Origin of the sequence: Snodgrassella alvi wkB2 (assembly GCF_000600005.1) — a bacterium.
In the GTDB taxonomy this organism is placed as follows: domain Bacteria; phylum Pseudomonadota; class Gammaproteobacteria; order Burkholderiales; family Neisseriaceae; genus Snodgrassella; species Snodgrassella alvi.
The window spans coordinates 1,592,937-1,613,092 of the sequence record NZ_CP007446.1; the positions used below are offsets into that span (position 1 = coordinate 1,592,937).

The window sequence follows — 20,156 nt, forward strand, 5'->3', positions numbered from 1 at the left end:
ATATAACTAATTGGTATTTTTTAAAGTAGCAATTAATTGAGTAAACTCCGAAACATCGTGAAAACTTTTATAGACAGAAGCAAAGCGCACATAAGCAACTTCATCCAGCTTAGCCAGTAAACTCAAGACCATATCTCCAATCATCTGACTGGGAACTTCCTTAACCCCCATGTGATAAAGATTAGTTTCTATTTCTGCCACTGCATTTTCAATACTTTCCCTATCCATTGGCCGTTTATGTAATGCCCTGCTGATACTGGTATACAACTTAGCCGGATCAAACAAAACTTTTTCTCCGGTACGTTTGATAATCAATGGCATCCGCATTTCAACTACTTCGAACGTACTAAACCGACAATCACAAGCCAGACAGCGACGACGTCGGCGAATACTATTATTACCCTCGCTCAGACGTGTATCAATTACCTGTGTATTGTTATGCTGGCAAAAAGGACATTTCATATAAATACAAAATAAATATTAAACTGAATAGCTATTGTGGCAGGCAGTACCACTGCTGGCAAGCTTCTTTGTTCTGTAAATTCAAATGATTTAATCAATTATAGATAACTTATCCACCTGTACACAAAATTCAGCGCAAAACTTTAGGTAAAATATGGGGATAACTACAATATAATATTGATTTATATTGATTATTTTTTATTGATTAAAAAATAGGCACATTATAATTATTGGATAATCCAACACACTCAAAAAAAAGAGAAATAGAAATTTACTATCAACAATTTAGTTAAACAAACAATTTATAAAAATAAATTTAATAATTATTCAAACCATTAATTTTAAATTTTCATTTTCTGTATTAAGTATTAAATATTGTTTATAGCACATCACTCAATTAAATATTTGCGCATCAGTAAGCAGTTAACGGTAACTTCACGATTGAGTGGCAATGCACATTCACCTAATGAAGTATAACCATTAATTTCATAAAATTTTACGGAATTAAGCGATGCATAGAGCTTCAGCATACCCAGCCCTGCACGACTGGCAACATCTTCAGCACGCTGCAACAAAGCAGTTCCCAAACCCTGATTATGTACGAAAGGATGGATATATAAAGCATCCAGTTGAGCTTCTACTAAATCCATCTGAAAAAAGCCTTGTATATGGCCTTTATAATCAACCACCCATAAAGCTTTATTAGCATCTGCCAGCGTATGCAAATAGCTTTGTATATTTAATAATGACAACCATGCTTTCAATACTGTTTCATCATATTTACGTGCACAGGTATACTGAACAGCATAGCGATGAGCATTATAAATATCTTCACAGTCTTCCGGTCTCGCAGGACGTAAATAAGTAATAATACTCATATGATCTTTAACCAATATGACAATGCATCAATTTATCAAAATAAGTCAGAGATTTTATATCACTTAAACATAATTAAGCAAAACAACATCTTTTATTCAACACATGCTGGTGTTAGCATGTACAAATAAACCACACAAATATATGGAATAACATCATGAATCTAAAAACTATTTATTTAGCTGGCGGCTGCTTCTGGGGTATGGAAGGCTATTTTAAGCGTTTAAATGGCGTGATTGAAACCGAGGCCGGATATGCCAACGGTCATACTGATAATCCAAGCTATGAAGAAGTATGCAATCAGGACACAGGCCATGCTGAAACGATAAAGGTTAAATATGATGCAGATATCATCTCTTTAACTGATATCCTGCGGCATTTTTTCCGGATTGTAGACCCTACTACCCTAAATCGTCAGGCACACGATACAGGCACCCAGTACCGCAGCGGTATTTACTATACAGATCCGGCTGACCATGATGTCATTCAGGCAATGATTAAAGCTGAACAAGGGCGTTATACTGCACCTATCGTAGTAGAAGACTTGCCTTTACAACAATTTTTCCCCGCTGAAGAATATCATCAGGATTATCTGGACAAAAATCCACAAGGCTACTGTCATATTGATTTACGAAAAGCCCGAGAGCCTCTGCCTGAATTGCCACCATCGCAGACTTCCACAACATTATATGATGCAAATGCTTTCCACAAACCTGATGCAGCCACTTTACACCAGCAACTGAGTGAAGAAGCTTATCAAATTACTCAGAATGCAGGCACTGAGCGTCCGTATAGTCATCCGTATGATGAACTGTTTGTCCCTGGGATTTATGTAGATATTGTCAGTGGAGAGCCACTTTTCAGCTCACGGGATAAATTTAATTCCGGTTGCGGCTGGCCGGCATTCAGTCAGCCAATACAATCCGAAGCAGTGAGTAAACATGAAGATAACAGTCATGGCATGCAGCGAACTGAAGTGCGTAGTCAGCATGCAGACTCACATTTAGGACATGTATTTAAAGATGGTCCGCAAGATCGTGGTGGATTACGTTATTGCATCAACGGAGCAAGTTTACGATTCATTCCCTATGAAGAGATGGATGCTGCCGGCTATGCTGCCTATAAAGACATGGTGAAGTAACTTCCTCAGCATCGGACAGGATATATAAACTATCTTTGCTGTCCGATGCTGTAGTTTCCAATAGTATGAATTACTATCAAAACATAATTAATAATTAAATATTTAAATAAAAATATAAAATTATCACAACAATTTATCCAGAGATACATTCATCAATCAATAATAAAAAATCACCTTAAAGCGCTCAAAGCGGTATCATATAAGCAACCAAATCATAACTTGTCAGGGACACCCCGTTATGCCATGGAATTTTCCGATATTGCTCACTTGGTTGCGTATCCTTATCATTCCAATATTTACTTTATTATTTTATTTGCCAGCAGACTGGATTAGTGATCGCCAGATCATTAACTGGCTTGCAGCAGGCTTTTTTGCCGTAGCTGCAATAACTGACTGGTTTGATGGTTATCTGGCACGTCGTTGGAAACAAACATCTAATTTTGGTGCTTTTCTTGACCCGGTTGCGGATAAACTAATGGTAGCTGTTGCTCTGATATTACTTGTAGCAACCGGCCGCACCTATGCCATATTTGCCATGATTATCATCGGTCGTGAAATTACCATTTCTGCTTTACGGGAATGGATGGCTCAGCTTGGCAAACGAAATAGTGTTGCCGTAGCCAAATTGGGAAAATTTAAAACCGCGGCACAAATGGCAGCTATTTTTCTTTTACTACTCACCTCTCCACCATTAGCAGAACCCAATTTGTTATGGATATTTGGAAATATTCTTATGCTTATAGCCTGTATCCTTACTATCTGGTCAATGCTGTATTATTTAAAGATGGCAACGAAAGAATTTAAATCCTAAAAAATCATAGTGAAAGCAAAAAATACTTCATCAGATGTATTAATAATCTTGACACATTTTTTTTCATCGATATAATGTTGCTTCTTCATTCAGTACGAATGAACAACGCGGGAATAGCTCAGTTGGTAGAGCGCAACCTTGCCAAGGTTGAGGTCGCGAGTTCGAGACTCGTTTCCCGCTCCAAAAACATGCTCACATGTATAAAGTGAATTTGCGGGAATAGCTCAGTTGGTAGAGCGCAACCTTGCCAAGGTTGAGGTCGCGAGTTCGAGACTCGTTTCCCGCTCCAAAAACATGTTCACATGTATAAAGTGAATTTGCGGGAATAGCTCAGTTGGTAGAGCGCAACCTTGCCAAGGTTGAGGTCGCGAGTTCGAGACTCGTTTCCCGCTCCAGTTTTATAATAGTTGCTCTACCCGATTGAGTAATATATAAGGCGGGATGGCAGAGTGGTCATGCAGCGGACTGCAAATCCGTGTACGCCGGTTCGATTCCGACTCCCGCCTCCAGATTATATTAAAGTTTTATGGCGGGGTGGCAGAGTGACTATGCCACAGTGTGCAAAGCTGTGCAGGCCGGTTTAAATCCGTGCCCCCGCCTCCATACAGCACACAAATATGCACAAAAGTGCATTAAAAACTACCCGCCCGGGTGGTGAAATTGGTAGACACAACGGACTTAAAATCCGTCGGCTCTTAAAACGGCCGTGCCGGTTCGATTCCGGCTCCGGGCACCATTTATTGAATCCAGATATACTTAGATGTATCTGGATTCTTTACATTTATATTTCAAGAAATACACACTTGTATATTTTGCTTCTTCAACTGCTCTGTGACATACAAACATTAAATTGATACCTGAAATTCTATTGATGATTTTCTACCTCTTACATATATTCCTATACATAAAGAACATGCTCTAACATATTTTATAAAATTTAGAAAAGCAGTAATCAAACTATACTTATTATTTTTAATAACCATGCATTTAAAAAACATGAATTTAAAGCTGGGTGAAGCGTATAGAACTCTAAAACAGGCACTGAATTCGAAGTAGCTAATCCCTCAGGCATACGCAGCCAATAGCAAAACTGATAAAGAACTACAGAGATAAAAAGCCAGCAAATTTATCTAATTTATGTTGGTAACAATAAAATTAGCGAAATTCCAATGTTAGATAAATGTTTTATTCAATACTACTATTGTATAAAGCAAAATTTTTCATACAAATCTATATTCTCAATTATGATTAGCTATAAATTGAAATATAAATTGAGAATATAAAAATAATTTCATTATTGCTTAATCCAGTCATTATTACTCTATCTTTAGCAACAAATCTTTATTATTAAATCATAAACCCATTGCTTCCCGAATCATTCTTTTTTTAATTAAGCCTGAATAATTCACCAGATTCAATCCTTTATTACGAACCCAGCCAATGGCAGGAAAATAGTCATTGGCAAATAATTTGAATAAACCATCACAACTATATTGCATCAGCCTTACTGCTAATAATCTTGATCGCTGATACTGCCTGAGAATAGACCATATACCCGAATCACTGGCATTTGTCAGTAAGTTACTGAGACATTGCACATCTGCAAAACCCAGATTTACGCCTTGTCCGGCCAATGGATGAATAGTATGAGCTGCATCCCCAATCAGAGCAATTCTTTGGCTGACAATTTTTTTAGGCTGTCGCATTATCAGGTCAAAGTTGAACACAGGAGTGGTTAGTGTTAGTTCACCTAACTTTTGATTACCTGCCAAAGCAACTTCCCGTGCAAAACTTTCTTTATCCAGCTTCGTCAAACTTTCTGGGTCAGATGTCGACCATACGATAGAAATCTGCTGCTGCGGCAAAGGCAAATAAGCAAGAATATCACTACCACGAAACCACTGATAAGCACATCCATTATGTGGTTTTTCCGTATTGAAATTAGCAACAATACCTTGTTGCCGATATGGAGAAGCGTTTACTTCAATGCCAACCTGCTCACGCAACCAAGAATTAGCTCCATCTGCACCAACCACTAGCTGACTGCAATAAGTTTGACCATTTTCCAGAGTTATCTTTGCCGACCATACATCGGTAATCACAGATTGAGGACAACTACTGACTATTGCTACCCCCTCTTCCTCCAATGCTAGCCACAATTTTGCCAGCAAATAGCGGTTTTCAACCATTGAATTTAAACAAGGTACATTTATACTGGAGGCGTCAAAACTAATACATCCATTACCGTCACCATAAACCTCCATATGGCTTACTTTTTGTACTCTTTCTTCCGGCCAAACTCCTAATCTATTGAAAAATTGCTGATTAGTCGGACTAATGGCATAAATACGGGCATCCCAAGACTGAGAGAGACTGAGCAAATCTGTTTGAGGTGGCTTTTTTTCAATGATAAGAATTTTTTTACCTTGCTGATGTAAAGCTAAAGCTAAAGTTGCACCAACCAACCCTCCACCTAGAATAATGACATCAAAATCATATTGTGTGTTTATGCTCATTTTGCTTTCCATATCGTTTAAACAATAGTATTTATTCTAGATATCGGGATGAGGAGTTACTCCAAAAACCAGCTGCCTGGTAAACTTATGCTTCAAAACAGGCACTGATCCCAAAATACTCATACCCATACTTTGTCCATATGCCAGCCCGCTGTGAGCATGATCAAACAGTTGTACCAGAATATGCGTAAAGCCTACAACTGCACGAGCATCATAAGCACGTATTCGTGCATATTTTCCGGCTAAAGAACTATCATTAAGAGAAATTTTATCTGTCTTACCAAATGTTGCACTTAACATTTCGGCATCACGAACACCGAGATTCAATCCTTGTGCAGCAACTGGATGCATGGTTTGGGCAGCATTTCCAATGCAAATTACTCTCTGGCTATATACCTGGTTAAGCTGACGTAATTTCAATGGAAAAGTTGCCGGCGTTCCCATTTGCTCTAAATGACCTAAGCGATCTCCCATTACAGACTGTAACTGCTGATTAAATTCTGCCACATTCCACAGCTCTCGTTGCAATGCTTCTTCATGAGTACATGTCCAGACCAGTCGAAAATCATTTCTATAAGGTAATAAAGCAAGCGGTCCATTTTCAGTAAAACGTTCATAGGCAATAGCATGATTGCCTGCCTCGAACTTTAGAGTATTAACTAAAGCCAGCTGCCGGTAATCATGGGTGTGTACTTTTATATTCGGCAAACCGGCAGCCAGTTCACCTCCTTCTGCCAGAATCAGCCATTGTGCAGTTAAGTTATGCCTTCGTTGCTGATAAAAACACTGTGCTGAAGCCCAATGAGTTGTACTTTGTACCTGTTCAACAGTTGTTTGCCATTGCACAGATATATTGTTTTTTTGTAATGCTGTTTCACAAGCCTGTAATAATCTGACATAATCAATCGTCGCTCCAAGATAAGGTAATCCTATATCCTGTGCTGACATTAGTACACGACCAAAATGATGCTGCCGTGAAACATGTACCTGCCGGATAAAAGTCAACATTTCATCAGGCAGATATACTCCGGCCTGCCGGAAAGTCTGGATACTATGATATGACAAAGCAAGAGTACGCTGATCATTCAGATTACTGTCAGCAGCTCTGGCCTCCAGTAATAAAACCGATTGATTCTGCTGTTTTAACAACAAAGCAGTAAGCATGCCAACAGGGCCTGCACCGATAATAATAAACGGATAATGTGATAATGGCTGCATAAGCAGTACTCTTAATCAAGACAGTCAAATTCTAACGTAATTTATCCATATAGAAACATAAATCTTATTTACCAGTCAGATTAAATAAAATTCTTGCTAAGCTAATATGTAATTCTTTTTTCAAGCACTAAAGTTCTACTCCAACTTCTTCAGCCTGATAATGAAATAAATATTACTCTTTTACTTAATAGTTTATAAATTGATAAAATTTATTTCGACAGATACAATTACTAAATCGAAAAATATACAAAATAAAACATCATTATAAAAATGGTGCTTTATATGGTTTCAATGTTTCTGTTTATGCTTTTTTTCGCATCAACACACCACCAATCAGCATTGCCAGCAACTGTACACTAATTAGTACAACAGCAGTCATAAACCACCCTCCACTCTCAAAGGCATGACCACATAATAATGAGCCGGCAAAACCGCCTGCATAATAGCACATGTAATACAGACCGGAAGCCAGCGAACGGCCTTCTGTTACATTGGCAGAAATATAGGTAATAGTAGACGATTGTGTAATAAAAATACCGCTACTCATAATAGCCAGTGCCAGTACAATAACCCATAACGGATGCATCAGGGTTATCAGCACACCCAAAATGGATAAACTCATAGCTATTAATACAGTTAGATTGGTACCAAATTTGACAATTAACCGAGCAGATAATGGAGTAATAATCATACCAATCAGATATACGGCAAAAATATTAGCTAATTGTGAACTGCTTAGATTATATGGCGGCTGATCAAGATACAAATTGATATAGGTAAAACAACCAACCAGAGAAAACAGAACACAAAAACCCAATGCACAAGCTGCAAGAATATACCGATTATGTAAATGATGCCATAAGGTTATTAATGCTGTTGAAATCTGTGGTTTAGCCTCGAATTTTTGCGATGCAGGAAGATTTTTCCATACCAGAACCGCTCCAGATATACTGATAATACCCATTATTAAGAAAGCATGACGCCAGCCCATAAAGTCTGTGAGGTATCCCATCAGAAACCGGCCAAGGAAACCACCCAATACCGTACCAGAAACATAAAAGCTCATCAGTTTGATACGTGTATTACCAGAAAATTCTTCACCTAAATAAGCCAGTAAAACGACAGTTATGCCGGGTACTGCAACACCCTGAGCAAAGCGCAACCACCATAGCCAATTGATACTGTGCACAAAAGACAATGCTAAAGTAGGAATAGCAATAAAAAAAACCGAACCTACAATAAAAGCTTTGCGTCCGAAAGCATCTGAAATCATTCCTAAAAACGGAGACGTTAATGCGACAGCCAAAATTGTCGCTCCTACAGTTGAACCTATTGCAGCAGCACTGGCATGGAACTCCTGCATCAATACAGGTAACACTGACTGAATAGCGTAAACCTGAATAAAAGCCAGAGCACCGGTAATCAGCACTGTTATAATTAAGGCCAGATTCAGTTTTGGAGTGATTGAAGGTGTAAGTGGTTTACTCATTATAATGCAAACTATTTATTAGAATTATCTGAATAACATATAATAATTAATCTGATTATTTCAAATAATGGTTAAACAAAATATTTTAAAATTTGTTATATTATGTATTTTATTTATTATACCTCTCAGTGTAATTATAGCTTTTCAGATTTGCAGTAATTTAAACTTCTGGATAATATCACTTTATTCTTTATATAGTTATTATTAATTATTAATTTCTTAAAAAATAAACCGTTAATAAATTGAGTTTATACGCTTACAAAAATATGAATAAATATTACCTATATAAAAATATTTATATCAATCAACTAATTAAACAATATCATTTTATTTATTGCATTTAATGGTTATTATCCGTGTAAACTTCAATTAGCAATAATATACAGATATTACAACTTTAAACTGAATAATATATTTCAAGAAAGTAGAATAGTATCAACATTTTTTATAGTAATAAGGGGATTAGATATTTAAAAAGCATTTGGAATAACTAGTATTAATTTTAAATTAATGTCAAAATAAAATAAATTTGTGTAATTAAGTGCAATCTTATAAATTGTATAAACTTTAACTTTAATTTATTATCGCCGCCTGTTTCATCGCTGCGACAATAATCCTCAGGATCCTTGTATCATGGCAATAAGTTTTTTAGATAAAACCGACCTGAAAATCCTGCAAGTTTTACAAGATAATGGTCGTCTTACTAATGTTGAGCTATCCGAGCGAGTAGCTTTATCACCATCGCCATGTCTGCGCCGGTTAAAGCAGCTTGAAGAATCGGGGATTATTCGCCGTTATGCAGCTCTTCTGGACCCTTATCATGTAGAACTGGGTTTGCAGGCATTTATTCGGGTTAGAGTTAATAAAAGTAAACAGTCCCGTGATGAGTTTACTCTTGCTGTTCAAAGCTGGCCTCAGGTGCTTAATTGTTTTGCACTCACTGGGGAGTCTGATTACATTCTTCAGGCTTTTTTCTCAGATATGAATGCTTTTTCGCACTTCGTACTGGAAACTTTACTGGCAACTCCGGGAGTGGAAGATGCCAAATCCAGCTTTGTACTGAAAGAGATTAAAACAACTACTTCGTTACCGCTGGAACATTTAAATGTAGGCTAAAAAACTCAAAATTAGTTTTAATAAACTAATAGTAAAGAATGTTTTAATTGTTTAAGAATTCATGCTACGCTTGAGCGTCTGTTATCTACATAGATAAATACATATGTCTGTCATTTATAATCAGGATGAAGAAATTATTGCTATTTGCCGCCACTGGCTGGAACAGGCAGTAATCGGACTTAATCTTTGCCCTTTTGCCAGAAAACCTTACAATTTAAAAAGATTGCGGTTTAGCATAAGCCATGCCAGACATGTTGATGCATTTCTGGAATTCATAGAGCAGGAAATTCAGTTGTTGTTACAAACGCCGGCACACGAAACAGAAACCACTTTAATTGTCGAACCTTCATTATTTACAGATTTTGAGACGTTTCTGGATGCTGTAACTTTAGCAGAAGATGTACTTCAGGAGATTGGAGCAAATGGCATCATACAAATAGCCCCTTTTCATCCTGAATTTCAGTTTGCTGATGAACCTAAGGATGATATCAGTAACTATACTAATCGCAGTCCCTATCCTATTTTACACTTGATACGTGAAAGTAGTATTGATCAAGCGATTGCGGCATTTCCTGATACTGCAACCATATATGAACGTAACAAAGCATTGTTACGTGAAATGGGAATGGAAGGCTGGACAAAATTAGCAATCGAATACCCGTTGCAAAAATCAAAATAAATTAATCTTAAACTTCATATCAAATTGTAAAATTCGAATCTTTCCTCTGAACTATCATGCTAAATCTTTTATTAATAGCTTACTTTTTATCGAGTTTACTTTTTAACACCATACGAAATTATTGTTAAAATCTCTATTTGCTTAAATAGTAAACTATCAAGAATGACGCCAGTTAACCCTTCTGTTGTACAGTTTGCCTTTTCTTTATTAAAGCAAGGCAATCGAATACTGCAATTAATATTTTTATTTATCGTTAGTTTATTACCATTTCCTGTACTGGCTGCCGGCTTACCTGCCCATGAATTGAGTTTATGGTGGTGCTTTCCTTTTATCGGTTTGCTTTTGTCTATAGCTTTGTGTCCGATATTGATACCTAAAACATGGCATAGTCATAGTGGAAAAATTATCGGTGTATGGTGTGCTGCATTTCTGATACCTCTGAGCTGCTACTATAATGTTTCAGCTGGTTTATCTATTACCATACATGCATTGTTACAGGAATATATTCCATTTATGCTTTTACTACTGGCTTTATATACACTTTCCGGTGGTATTCTTATTCAGCATAATGGTAATGGCAGTGTAAAACTCAATGTACTGATTCTGGCAGCAGGTACACTTCTGGCCGGAATCATGGGTACAACTGGTGCTGCCATGCTATTTATCCGCCCTTTATTGCGGGCCAATGCACAGCGACGCCATCGAACTCATCTTGTGGTATTTTTTATTTTTCTAGTGGCCAACATCGGTGGCGGATTAACCCCGCTTGGAGACCCGCCATTATTTCTGGGTTTTCTGAAAGGTGTTGGTTTTCAGTGGACATTCGTTCACATGCTTTTGCCCGTAATTATCAATACTCTGATTTTACTATTTATTTTCTTTTGTATTGATTACTATTTATGGCAACGTGAAATTATTACTAATGATAAAGTTCAGAACAGTATTTCTTCATGGTCTATTCAGGGTAAAGCCAACTTATTGTTATTATTTGCAGTTACTGGAGTAATATTGATTTCCGGATTATGTAAAAATTTACCGGTATGGAATATTTACGGAATTGAAACCAGTTTAGTTGCATGGATACGTGATGGTTTACTGCTCATCATTACTTTATGCTCGCTAAAATTAACACCAACGAAATTACGCAGACAAAATGACTTTAACTGGGCACCTATGATTGAAGTAGGTAAATTATTTATCGGAATTTTCATAACTATTGCTCCTGTAATGGCTATATTACAACTCGGACAGTCAGGAAGTTTCCGAATACTGATAAATTTAATCGAGCAAAATGGAGAACCTGTAAACACTCTCTATTTCTGGCTAAGTGGTTTATTATCCGGCTTCCTGGATAATGCGCCTACCTATCTAGTGTTTTTCAATCTTGCTGGAGGTGATGCTGCTTTACTAATGCAACATTTACCTTCTACATTAATGGCGGTTTCTATGGGTTCAGTATTCATGGGGGCGCTCAGTTATATTGGTAATGCTCCTAATCTCATGGTTAAATCTATTGCCGAGCAACATCGAATTACTATGCCAAGCTTTTTTGGCTACATGAGTTGGTCTGTTACTCTGCTTATTCCGGTTTTTTTACTGGATACTTTATTGTTTTTTTAACTTATCGGAATAGCCGGCCATTAAGGTTTATTTAGTTATGCAATTATTGAAATACCTGCAAGCACAAGGTTTGGGCAGTCGCAAGCAATGTCAGGCATTAATTGACGACGATGCTGTACGAATTAATGATACGCTCTGCAATCATGCTCAAATGGATATCGACCCGAAAGCGGTAAGCAGTTTATATATTGATGACGTGAGTCTGATTCCAGTACCTCTTCCTTATTTTTATATTCTGCTCAATAAACCCGCTGATTATGAAACTTCGCATAAACCACAATTTTATCCGAGTGTTTTTAGTTTATTACCAGAGCCATTGCGTCATCTGGACATGCAGGCTGTAGGCAGGTTAGATGCAGATACAACCGGCGTATTAATCCTGACTAACGATGGTCAGTTTAATCACCGTTGCACGTCACCAAAACATAAACTTCCAAAAATTTATCGTGTTAGTTTGAAGCATGCTGCAGACGAAAAACTATGTATTATTTTAAAAAACGGGGTCTTGTTACACGATGATAACGAAACGGTAACTGCACAGGCCGCTGAGTTAATTGATCCGCATACCTTACAGCTTACCATTACTTCAGGTAAATACCACCAGGTAAAACGGATGATAGCTGCAGCCGGCAATCGTGTTACTGCCTTGCATCGCAGTGCTTTCGGACTATGGCAGACTGAAGATTTACCTGCTGGCGGATGGCGTTTTTTTCAACCTGAGTCCGGCTTAATGTAACATGCTTAATACAGATATTATTTTCCAACTAATCAATATTATCGGAACAGTCGCTTTTGCCGTATCAGGTTATCTGGTTGGTTTTCGCAAAAGACTTGATATTCTCGGGGTGGTCATTGTAGCTTTACTTACTGCGGTAGGCGGCGGCATGATGCGTGATGCATTGGTCGGTCATATTCCTATGATTTTTAAAAGTAATACAGCATTGTGGACTATTTTTATTACATTATTAATTTCATGGGTGTGCCATTTACAATATCATCGTCATCGTGTACTTGCGGTATGGTTTGTTGTTGCTGATGCTCTTGGGCTGGCAGCATTCAGTCTGACAGGTGCACAAGTTGGTCTAGATCTTGAATTAAACTGGTTTGGTGTAATTACACTGGCATTTGTAACAGCTGTAGGCGGTGGGATACTTCGCGACATACTGGTAAACGAAGTACCCATTATTTTACGTAGTGATATTTACGGTACCATTGCTATTTTACTTGGCTTACTTCTGTGCCTGCTGGATCACTGGAAAATGGTTACACCATTAAGTATTAATTTGCTGTTTATTGGTGGTGTACTAAGCCGTTTACTCGCTTATCATTACAACATTACCCTGCCGGGATTTCAAAAGAAGAAAAATTACAAAATATAACAAAACTACAAGAACTTTCGCTGCAAAAAACAGTCTAAGTCATTAAGATGATGTTCATACGCAGCTACAAGCGTATAAATTAAAGATTTAAAATGGTTTTTCAGTATTCTCTTGTCGAAACATTATTTTGGCCCTCTGCTGCTTCTCCCCTTGGCACAGAGGGTTCTTTTTATCTGCAATTTTTATCAGTCATTTCTACCGATAGAAGAAGCTATTTTGTATTTTGATAAATACAAACAAAATATTAGTTCTGATAAATTATCACTATTTTATTAATCTTCTTCTGAACTCATACTATGATTTAATGATAAATATTTTGATAACCCAATATGACTATCATTCTTTCATGCGCTACAATGCTGTCTTTTATTTGCAAAAGCAACCATAAAACCGTAAAAGAGATTAAATAATAACTATTTCTTTGCTTGAAATCTTATTTTTCAGCGCTATGTACGGTAAAGTTAGTTTTAATATTATAGATAAGAAAGTATCCAAGTGATGGAAAATAGAAAATTACGTTATATTGCTTCTGCAGTTATTCTCAGCCTGACACTGAGTCCACTGGCTGAAGCCAAAAGAGTTGGCGGTGGCGGTAACCGTGGAATGTCCCGCTCAAGTTACTCCAGCTCTTATTCTGGCTCATCCTACCAATCCAATCGCGGCAACTATGCAAACTCTTCTTCCAGCCGACTTGGCGGTGGCAATAATGCAGGTATGTCACGTTCTTACTCTAACTCCGGACGTAATGATTATCGCTCTGATAATCAGAACAATTATTCTGGTCAGACACAGCCGCGCGGTAGCAATACCGGTCGGGTAATTGGTGCAGGTGTAGCTGGTGCCGCTATTGGGGCACTTGCAGGTCATGCAATGGCTAATCATAACCAGCAACAAACCAATGCACCTGTGACAAATGCTGATGGTAATTATAGTGAGAATGCTACTGATAGTAATAATGCAGCCGCTACTCAATCTACCAATTCTGATCAGCCACAGGTACAGCAACAATCACAACCGGAACCTAAAAGTGGCTTTAGCTGGTTATGGTTACTTATTATTGTATTTGGTGGTGTTTATCTTTACCGTCGTTTTGCCGCTAAAAGGAATAATCAGTCAAATATACCTTATGCCGGAAATACCAAGCCTAATAATTTCACTTCATTAAACAATAATAGCAACAGTAGTAGTACCAATATTTTCGGACAAAATATTGGAAGCAATAATAATTTAATGACAAACAATTTATCTGGCATGGCAGACGGAAGTAATCCAGACGCATTTCTGCGTTTCGCACGCCAACGTTTTAATCATGTTCAGTCAATGAACAATGCCTCAAATCTGGAAGAAATCCGCCGTTACTTTACTTCAGATATGTTCGCAGATATCCGTAATGATATTATAAATAATCATGAAACTGCTGAATTCAGTAATCTTAATGCCGAACTGGTAGATAGCACTCAGGAAAATGGTCAGTATATTGCCAGTGTACGTTTTAGTGGATTAGTGAGTGAAGAGCTGGGTAGTGCACAGCAACCATTCAGTGAAGTATGGCATTTTGTTAAACCTATGGGTAGTCAGCAGGATTGGCTGATTGCAGGTATACAGCAGGATTAATTCTCACTTGCACATATTTAACTAGCAATTATATTTAAATATTAAAAAGCACTGAAATATCAGTGCTTTTTTTCAATCAAAACATTTTACGAATATTAATTCCGGTACTGAATGTACGTTTAGGTGATGGTTCAAAATATCGCTCATTACTATCATTGACAATCACAGATCCAGCATAACGGCGATTAAATATATTATCTATACGTGCATAGCTGCTTACTGTCCAGCCGCGATGAACCCATTCATAGCCGATATTCGCTGAAGCAAGAGCATAAGCAGGTGCATAATCACTGTTGCTGTCATTAACATATATTTTATCCATATAACGGATATCCATACCCCCCTGCCACCCTTGCTTAGGTTGCCATTGAAATCCTAAATAAAACTGATTTTGAGCAACTCCCGGAATTTTATTACCTTTGCTAACAGCGGCTGCTTTACCTTGTGCTGCTATCTCACTATCAAACTTCGCATCCACATAGGAATAACTGGCTTGAACTTGTAAATCCTGCCACAACTTCTTTTGCCAAGATAATTCACTACCATATCTTTTCGTCCGGTCAGCATTACGAAACGTACTTCTGCCGCCAGATGAAACCGCAGAAACAATATCATTGTGAGTTTCAGTATGAAAAATTGTAGCTGTCAGTTGGCCCCACGGCTGTTCAAATTTTAGTCCTGCTTCAACTGTATCATTGCTAGAAGGCTTAAGATTACGATTAAAACCAGCCTGTCCATCCGGTCTGTATGCCATTTCAGTAAATGTCGGTGTTTCAAAACCTTTACCATAAGCAACATAGGCTGCTGCCTGATTACTAAAGTTCCAGCCTAGTGAAATACCGGGCAACAGTTTATGGTATCGCATAGTACTACTATCATCACCATTAGCCAGATAATGATCACGTGTTCTGAAATGCACATTGCTATAGCGTAACCCGCCATCTAAATGCCATTCAGGTAAAAATTTCCACGAAAACTGAATATAAGGATCTAAATTCCATAAGGTATTATCCTCATCACGACGTAATTTTCCTTTAACCCCTAAATGCGTACTATTAAAATTATCATAGCCCTGTCGGTCCTCATTTTCCTTATCAAACGCCACACCTCCAATCAAAGTTAGATTAGGTATTGTATTTGTATTCAGCCAGCGAATATCGGTTCCATAATAATGACGGGTAAAATCGATAACACCTCCGGCATGTTTAGGAGCTGTCTGAGCTTTGACCGGAATTGACTGGTACTGCACAACGTGACGCCGGCCAGCATACGCCATAGCATATAAACTGTTATGCTCATTGATTGATTTATCCCACGTCAGACCGGTCTGACTTTGGTCAATTTCTTTACGCATATTATAATCTCTGACATTCTGAGCTACCTGACGTGGATTTTCTTGCCACTGTTTACGTGTCAGTCCTCCGGGATCAGCAGCACGGATACGAACCTGATTAAGTACCCAATTCAATGTACTGCCATCATTTAAATCCCAAGTAAATTTTGCGTTATTGAGGACTTTTCTTGCGTCGCTATGTTCCCTGTAACCATTGGTATCAAAGTAACTTGAACTTATATTATATGCCGGTAAACTCGCCGCTTTACTTCCGCCTTGTAACTGAAATGAAGTTTGCTGCTTAGCAAAACGCGCCGTGTTAAAACCAACACTGACACTCGGATTACCTGTACCCTCACGGGTTGTCGCGAGAATAGTTCCTCCAGAAGAGTTACCATATAAAGAAGAAAAAGGTCCGCCAAGTACCTCAATTTTCTCCAGAGAATTTAAATCGATATTGGATGTCTGCCCCTGTCCATCAGGCATAGAAGACGGAATTCCATCAACATAAATCCTGATTCCGCGAACACCGAATGTCGAACGGGCACCAAAACCTCTCATGGATATTTGCATATCCTGAGCATAATTTTCTCTTTCGAGAGCTTGTAAACCCGGAATAGCTTTCAAAGCGTCAGAGATATTAGTTTTAGGCGTATTTTTGAGTGTATTTGCATTTACAGTATAAACAGAAGCTGTAGTATTTAGCCATTTTGAATTAGTGCGTAAAGCAGTGACTTCGATATCCGGCAAATCTGCTTCATCATTTTTATCATTGGCATAAGCCATAAATGGCAGCGCTGTCAGTGACAGAACTAATATTTTCAGATGTGTGTGTATCATAACTACTATTCTTAAATTAAAAATATTAATATAAAATTATTATAAAATTAACTAACCGTGACAGATAACACTTATGAATATTTACTGTCAATAAACTATTAAAAATATCGCTTGTAGATTAATTTATATTTTCCTAAACATAATATTATCTTATTAATATTTTAAAACATCACATTCTGAAAATACTTTTTTTCAACGCTGATAGAAAATAATCAGGTAAAAAAGCTGCCGGTTTTCAGCCGGCAGCTTTTTCATTATTAAAATTTATAACAATGGACCAACCAGACGCACTGTATTCTCCACCAGCCCCCACCACTTTGAACGAGCCTGCCATGTTTTCAGTTCGATATATTCACAAGCTTTCAAATAAGTACTCTGTAACGCCACTACTGTTTCAGTCATACTTTCATCATAAATTGCCAGACTAATTTCCATATTGAGATAAAAACTGCGCATATCCATATTTACAGTACCAAACAAAGTGTAATCACTATCTACAGTTAAAGTTTTAGCATGTAACAGCCCGCCCTTAAACAAAGCAATTTTCACCCCAGCCTGTAATAGTCTTGGATAATATGCACGTGAAGCATATTTCACCAGCATTGAATCCACTGCTTCCGGTACAATCAGAGTAACATCCACTCCCCTGGTAGCAGCCGTAGTTAAAGCCAGCAGCAAAGCATCATCCGGAACAAAATAAGGCGTCGTAATAATAATACGTCGTGTAGCGGCGTGGATTGCATTAACAATTGTGTCGTAAATAACCGGACTGCCTTGTTCAGGTGCTGAAGGAATCACTTGTACTACTACACCACTTTGCTCCTGTTGTGCAACTTGCAGATTATGCAGGAGCGCCTGTTTACCGTAACTGTCTACCCATTGCTGTACCTGCATTAAATTCGATTCAGTTTCTACTGCCATATCACCGGCAAATACTGCGGCCAGAGGTTGTACCAGACTTCCTTCACAACGCATCATTACATCAACCCATTGTCCGACACCGGCATTTTTTTTGAAAAAACGCGGGTCGACCAGATTAAAACTGCCGGTATAGCCAATTTTCTGATCTATAACCGCAATTTTACGATGATTCCGCAAATCTGCGCGTACAAGAAAAGTACGCCATAATTGAACGGGTAAAGCTTCAGTCAAAGTAATACCTGCATTGCGTAAACGCTGAGGCCAGTCACTACGCCAGAATTTTACACTACCAATACTGTCAACCAGCATACTGGTAACCACACCTCGTTGTGCTGCTGCAATGGCATCATTCAGCAGTTTAATAATTTCTCCCTGCGGATCAACAATATAAAAAGCCAGTAAACAGCTTGTTTTCGCATGCTGAATATCATAACGAATGGCGGCAATGATTTCTTCATCATTGGTAAGAAGCTTTAAGTGATTGTATTCGGTAGCCTCAAATCCGGTTTTATCGGCTGCAATCAAACTGATACCATGATAACGCTCATTCAGACCACTACAAGCATGCTGATTGAAATTATGCAGATATTTATTACTGAATCCCTGATAAAATTTCACCAGTTCATTCTGACGACGTAGCCGGCGTGAACCTAGCCTGGGTTCGCCAATTAACAAGTAGCCTACAGCCCCGACTAAAGGAAAAGCCATTAACATCAGAATCCAAGCAACGGAAACTCCGGTATTACGCTGATGGTATAACACTCTCACTACCAGAACAGTAACCACAATCACATGTAATACAACAAGAATTTCAGCCCAGGGTATATCATGTAACATATAAGTAAACCAATTATTTAATGTCTAGAATATAGTAGATTATAAATGGATAAATAATCTATATAATGAATAGAGATAAATATCAGATAAAAAATTCTGGCAGGTACAGAAAACTTAGTCTGTGACTGCCAGAAATAGCAAGTAATTATTCACATCAATTATTTGTTTCAGAATTGATTGATATTCTCTGAAATACAAATAATTAATTCTGATGATATTCTGCAGAAATGCGATGTACCGCATCTACTGCACATTTCACCATTTCCGGATTAGTATATTGATTGATACCATGACCCAGATTAAATACATGTCCGCTGCCAGCACCGTAAGCAGCAAGTAAACGTTTAACTTCGTCTGTAATACTTTTTGAATCACCAAATAGAGCCAGCGGGTCAAGATTTCCCTGTAACGCCACCTGCTGTCCGACCAACTGACGTGCCTGCTGTAAATTGACAGTCCAGTCCACACCTAACGCATCAGCACCCAGTGCAGCTAATTGTTCCAGCCACTGGCCACCGCCTTTAGTAAATATAATGATTGGTACCCGACGACCATCTGCTTCACGCTGTAAGCCTGAAATGACCTGTTGCAGATAGCGTAAATCAAACTCCTGAAAAGCTTTATCGCTGAGAATTCCGCCCCATGTATCAAAAATCTGTACGGCCTGTGCACCTGCAGCTATCTGTTCATTCAAATAAGCAGTTACAGTCTGCGCATTAATATCCAGTATCCGGTGTAACAATTGCGGTCGCTGATAAAGCATGGTTTTCAATAAACGAAAATCCCGGCTGCCTTGTCCTTCAACCATATAACAGGCTAATGTAAAAGGGCTGCCAGAAAAACCAATTAATGGTACACGACCGTTTAAAGCTTTACGTATACTATGAACAGCATCGAACACATAGCGCAAACGGTTCATATCAGGAACCTGTAAACGTGTCACATCGTTTTCATGCTGCAATGGATGAGTAAATTTAGGTCCTTCACCTTCGACAAAATGCAAACCCAGCCCCATTGCATCCGGTACAGTGAGAATATCGGAAAACAAAATAGCAGCATCCAGTGCAAAACGCTCCAATGGCTGAAGAGTCACCTCTGTAGCCAGCGCTGGATTATGACAAAGTGCAAGAAAACTGCCGGCTTTCGCCCGTGTTTCTCTGTACTCCGGTAAATAGCGTCCAGCCTGTCTCATTAACCATACCGGCGTATATTCAACCGGCTGCTTTAGTAAAGCACGTAAAAAAATATCGTTATGTAAAACTGCCATAATTAACCTCAGGCAGTTAGTACATACAGTACCAACC

Annotated in this window: 15 protein-coding genes, 6 tRNA genes and 1 pseudogene; 14 read left to right on the forward strand and 8 right to left on the reverse strand. The window is 38.2% G+C overall.

Annotated elements, in window-relative coordinates; genetic code table 11:
- Positions 1 to 6: 6 nt before the first annotated feature.
- Positions 7 to 462 carry a transcriptional regulator NrdR gene (gene nrdR, locus SALWKB2_RS07260; RefSeq protein ID WP_025331013.1) on the reverse strand — a complete coding sequence of 152 codons (456 nt, stop codon included), beginning with the start codon at positions 460 to 462 and terminating at the stop codon, positions 7 to 9.
- 389 nt (positions 463 to 851) lie between these two features.
- Positions 852 to 1,340, reverse strand: coding sequence for a GNAT family N-acetyltransferase (locus tag SALWKB2_RS07265; RefSeq protein WP_025331014.1), 489 nt, complete (start codon positions 1,338 to 1,340; stop codon positions 852 to 854).
- 146 nt (positions 1,341 to 1,486) lie between these two features.
- On the opposite strand from SALWKB2_RS07265, the pseudogene msrAB reads away from it, so the two are divergent.
- The 8 genes and pseudogenes from msrAB to SALWKB2_RS07300 form a co-directional block, all read left to right on the forward strand.
- A pseudogene (msrAB, locus tag SALWKB2_RS07270) lies at positions 1,487 to 2,479 on the forward strand (bifunctional peptide-methionine (S)-S-oxide reductase MsrA/peptide-methionine (R)-S-oxide reductase MsrB); the annotation flags it as partial.
- Positions 2,480 to 2,717: 238 nt separating this feature from the next.
- Positions 2,718 to 3,290 carry a CDP-diacylglycerol--glycerol-3-phosphate 3-phosphatidyltransferase gene (pgsA, locus tag SALWKB2_RS07275; RefSeq protein WP_025331015.1) on the forward strand — a complete coding sequence of 191 codons (573 nt, stop codon included), beginning with the start codon at positions 2,718 to 2,720 and terminating at the stop codon, positions 3,288 to 3,290.
- 107 nt (positions 3,291 to 3,397) lie between these two features.
- Positions 3,398 to 3,473 (forward strand) — tRNA-Gly (locus SALWKB2_RS07280).
- 30 nt (positions 3,474 to 3,503) lie between these two features.
- Positions 3,504 to 3,579: transfer RNA gene (locus tag SALWKB2_RS07285), tRNA-Gly, on the forward strand.
- Between the two features lie 30 nt (positions 3,580 to 3,609).
- Positions 3,610 to 3,685, forward strand: a tRNA-Gly gene (locus SALWKB2_RS07290).
- Positions 3,686 to 3,725: 40 nt separating this feature from the next.
- Positions 3,726 to 3,799 (forward strand) — tRNA-Cys (locus tag SALWKB2_RS07295).
- A 19-nt stretch (positions 3,800 to 3,818) separates the two neighbouring features.
- A tRNA-Cys gene (locus tag SALWKB2_RS12210) sits at positions 3,819 to 3,893 on the forward strand.
- 42 nt (positions 3,894 to 3,935) lie between these two features.
- Positions 3,936 to 4,026, forward strand: a tRNA-Leu gene (locus tag SALWKB2_RS07300).
- Positions 4,027 to 4,642: 616 nt separating this feature from the next.
- Here the strand turns inward: SALWKB2_RS07300 and SALWKB2_RS07305 are convergent.
- From SALWKB2_RS07305 to SALWKB2_RS07315, 3 genes are all read right to left on the reverse strand, one after another.
- Positions 4,643 to 5,806, reverse strand: coding sequence for an FAD-dependent monooxygenase (locus tag SALWKB2_RS07305; RefSeq protein ID WP_038648938.1), 1,164 nt, complete (start codon positions 5,804 to 5,806; stop codon positions 4,643 to 4,645).
- Between the two features lie 36 nt (positions 5,807 to 5,842).
- On the reverse strand, positions 5,843 to 7,024 hold the full coding sequence (locus SALWKB2_RS07310) for an FAD-dependent monooxygenase (protein WP_025331017.1): 1,182 nt from the start codon (positions 7,022 to 7,024) through the stop codon (positions 5,843 to 5,845).
- Between the two features lie 301 nt (positions 7,025 to 7,325).
- Positions 7,326 to 8,513 (reverse strand): MFS transporter, encoded by a 1,188-nt coding sequence (locus SALWKB2_RS07315; protein ID WP_025331018.1) that lies wholly within the window; start codon positions 8,511 to 8,513, stop codon positions 7,326 to 7,328.
- Positions 8,514 to 9,146: 633 nt separating this feature from the next.
- Between SALWKB2_RS07315 and SALWKB2_RS07320 the strand changes: the two genes are divergently transcribed.
- The 6 genes from SALWKB2_RS07320 (at position 9,147) to SALWKB2_RS07345 (ending at position 14,921) form a co-directional block, all read left to right on the forward strand.
- Positions 9,147 to 9,629 (forward strand): Lrp/AsnC family transcriptional regulator, encoded by a 483-nt coding sequence (locus tag SALWKB2_RS07320; protein WP_025331019.1) that lies wholly within the window; start codon positions 9,147 to 9,149, stop codon positions 9,627 to 9,629.
- Between the two features lie 103 nt (positions 9,630 to 9,732).
- Positions 9,733 to 10,308, forward strand: coding sequence for a DUF1415 domain-containing protein (locus SALWKB2_RS07325; RefSeq protein WP_025331020.1), 576 nt, complete (start codon positions 9,733 to 9,735; stop codon positions 10,306 to 10,308).
- 162 nt (positions 10,309 to 10,470) lie between these two features.
- Positions 10,471 to 11,928, forward strand: a complete 1,458-nt coding sequence (locus tag SALWKB2_RS07330) for a sodium:proton antiporter (protein ID WP_172349901.1) — start codon at positions 10,471 to 10,473, stop codon at positions 11,926 to 11,928.
- A gap of 37 nt (positions 11,929 to 11,965) precedes the next feature.
- Positions 11,966 to 12,664 (forward strand): 16S rRNA pseudouridine(516) synthase, encoded by a 699-nt coding sequence (locus SALWKB2_RS07335; protein ID WP_025331021.1) that lies wholly within the window; start codon positions 11,966 to 11,968, stop codon positions 12,662 to 12,664.
- 1 nt (position 12,665) lies between these two features.
- Entirely contained in the window at positions 12,666 to 13,307 is a 642-nt protein-coding gene (locus tag SALWKB2_RS07340) for a trimeric intracellular cation channel family protein (protein ID WP_025331022.1), read from the forward strand.
- Positions 13,308 to 13,805: 498 nt separating this feature from the next.
- Positions 13,806 to 14,921, forward strand: a complete 1,116-nt coding sequence (locus SALWKB2_RS07345; protein WP_025331023.1) for a Tim44 domain-containing protein — start codon at positions 13,806 to 13,808, stop codon at positions 14,919 to 14,921.
- Positions 14,922 to 14,997: 76 nt separating this feature from the next.
- On the opposite strand, the gene SALWKB2_RS07350 is transcribed toward SALWKB2_RS07345, so the two are convergent.
- The 3 genes from SALWKB2_RS07350 to hemE all read right to left on the reverse strand — a co-directional run bounded on the left by SALWKB2_RS07350 (position 14,998) and on the right by hemE (position 20,119).
- A complete protein-coding gene (locus tag SALWKB2_RS07350; protein WP_025331024.1) occupies positions 14,998 to 17,094 on the reverse strand; it encodes a TonB-dependent receptor in 2,097 nt (698 codons plus the stop codon).
- A 264-nt stretch (positions 17,095 to 17,358) separates the two neighbouring features.
- Positions 17,359 to 18,852: a cardiolipin synthase gene (gene cls / locus SALWKB2_RS07355; protein WP_025331025.1), complete on the reverse strand. Its 1,494-nt coding sequence runs from the start codon at positions 18,850 to 18,852 to the stop codon at positions 17,359 to 17,361.
- Positions 18,853 to 19,054: 202 nt separating this feature from the next.
- Entirely contained in the window at positions 19,055 to 20,119 is a 1,065-nt protein-coding gene (gene hemE, locus SALWKB2_RS07360; RefSeq protein WP_025331026.1) for a uroporphyrinogen decarboxylase, read from the reverse strand.
- Between the last annotated feature and the right edge of the window lie 37 nt (positions 20,120 to 20,156).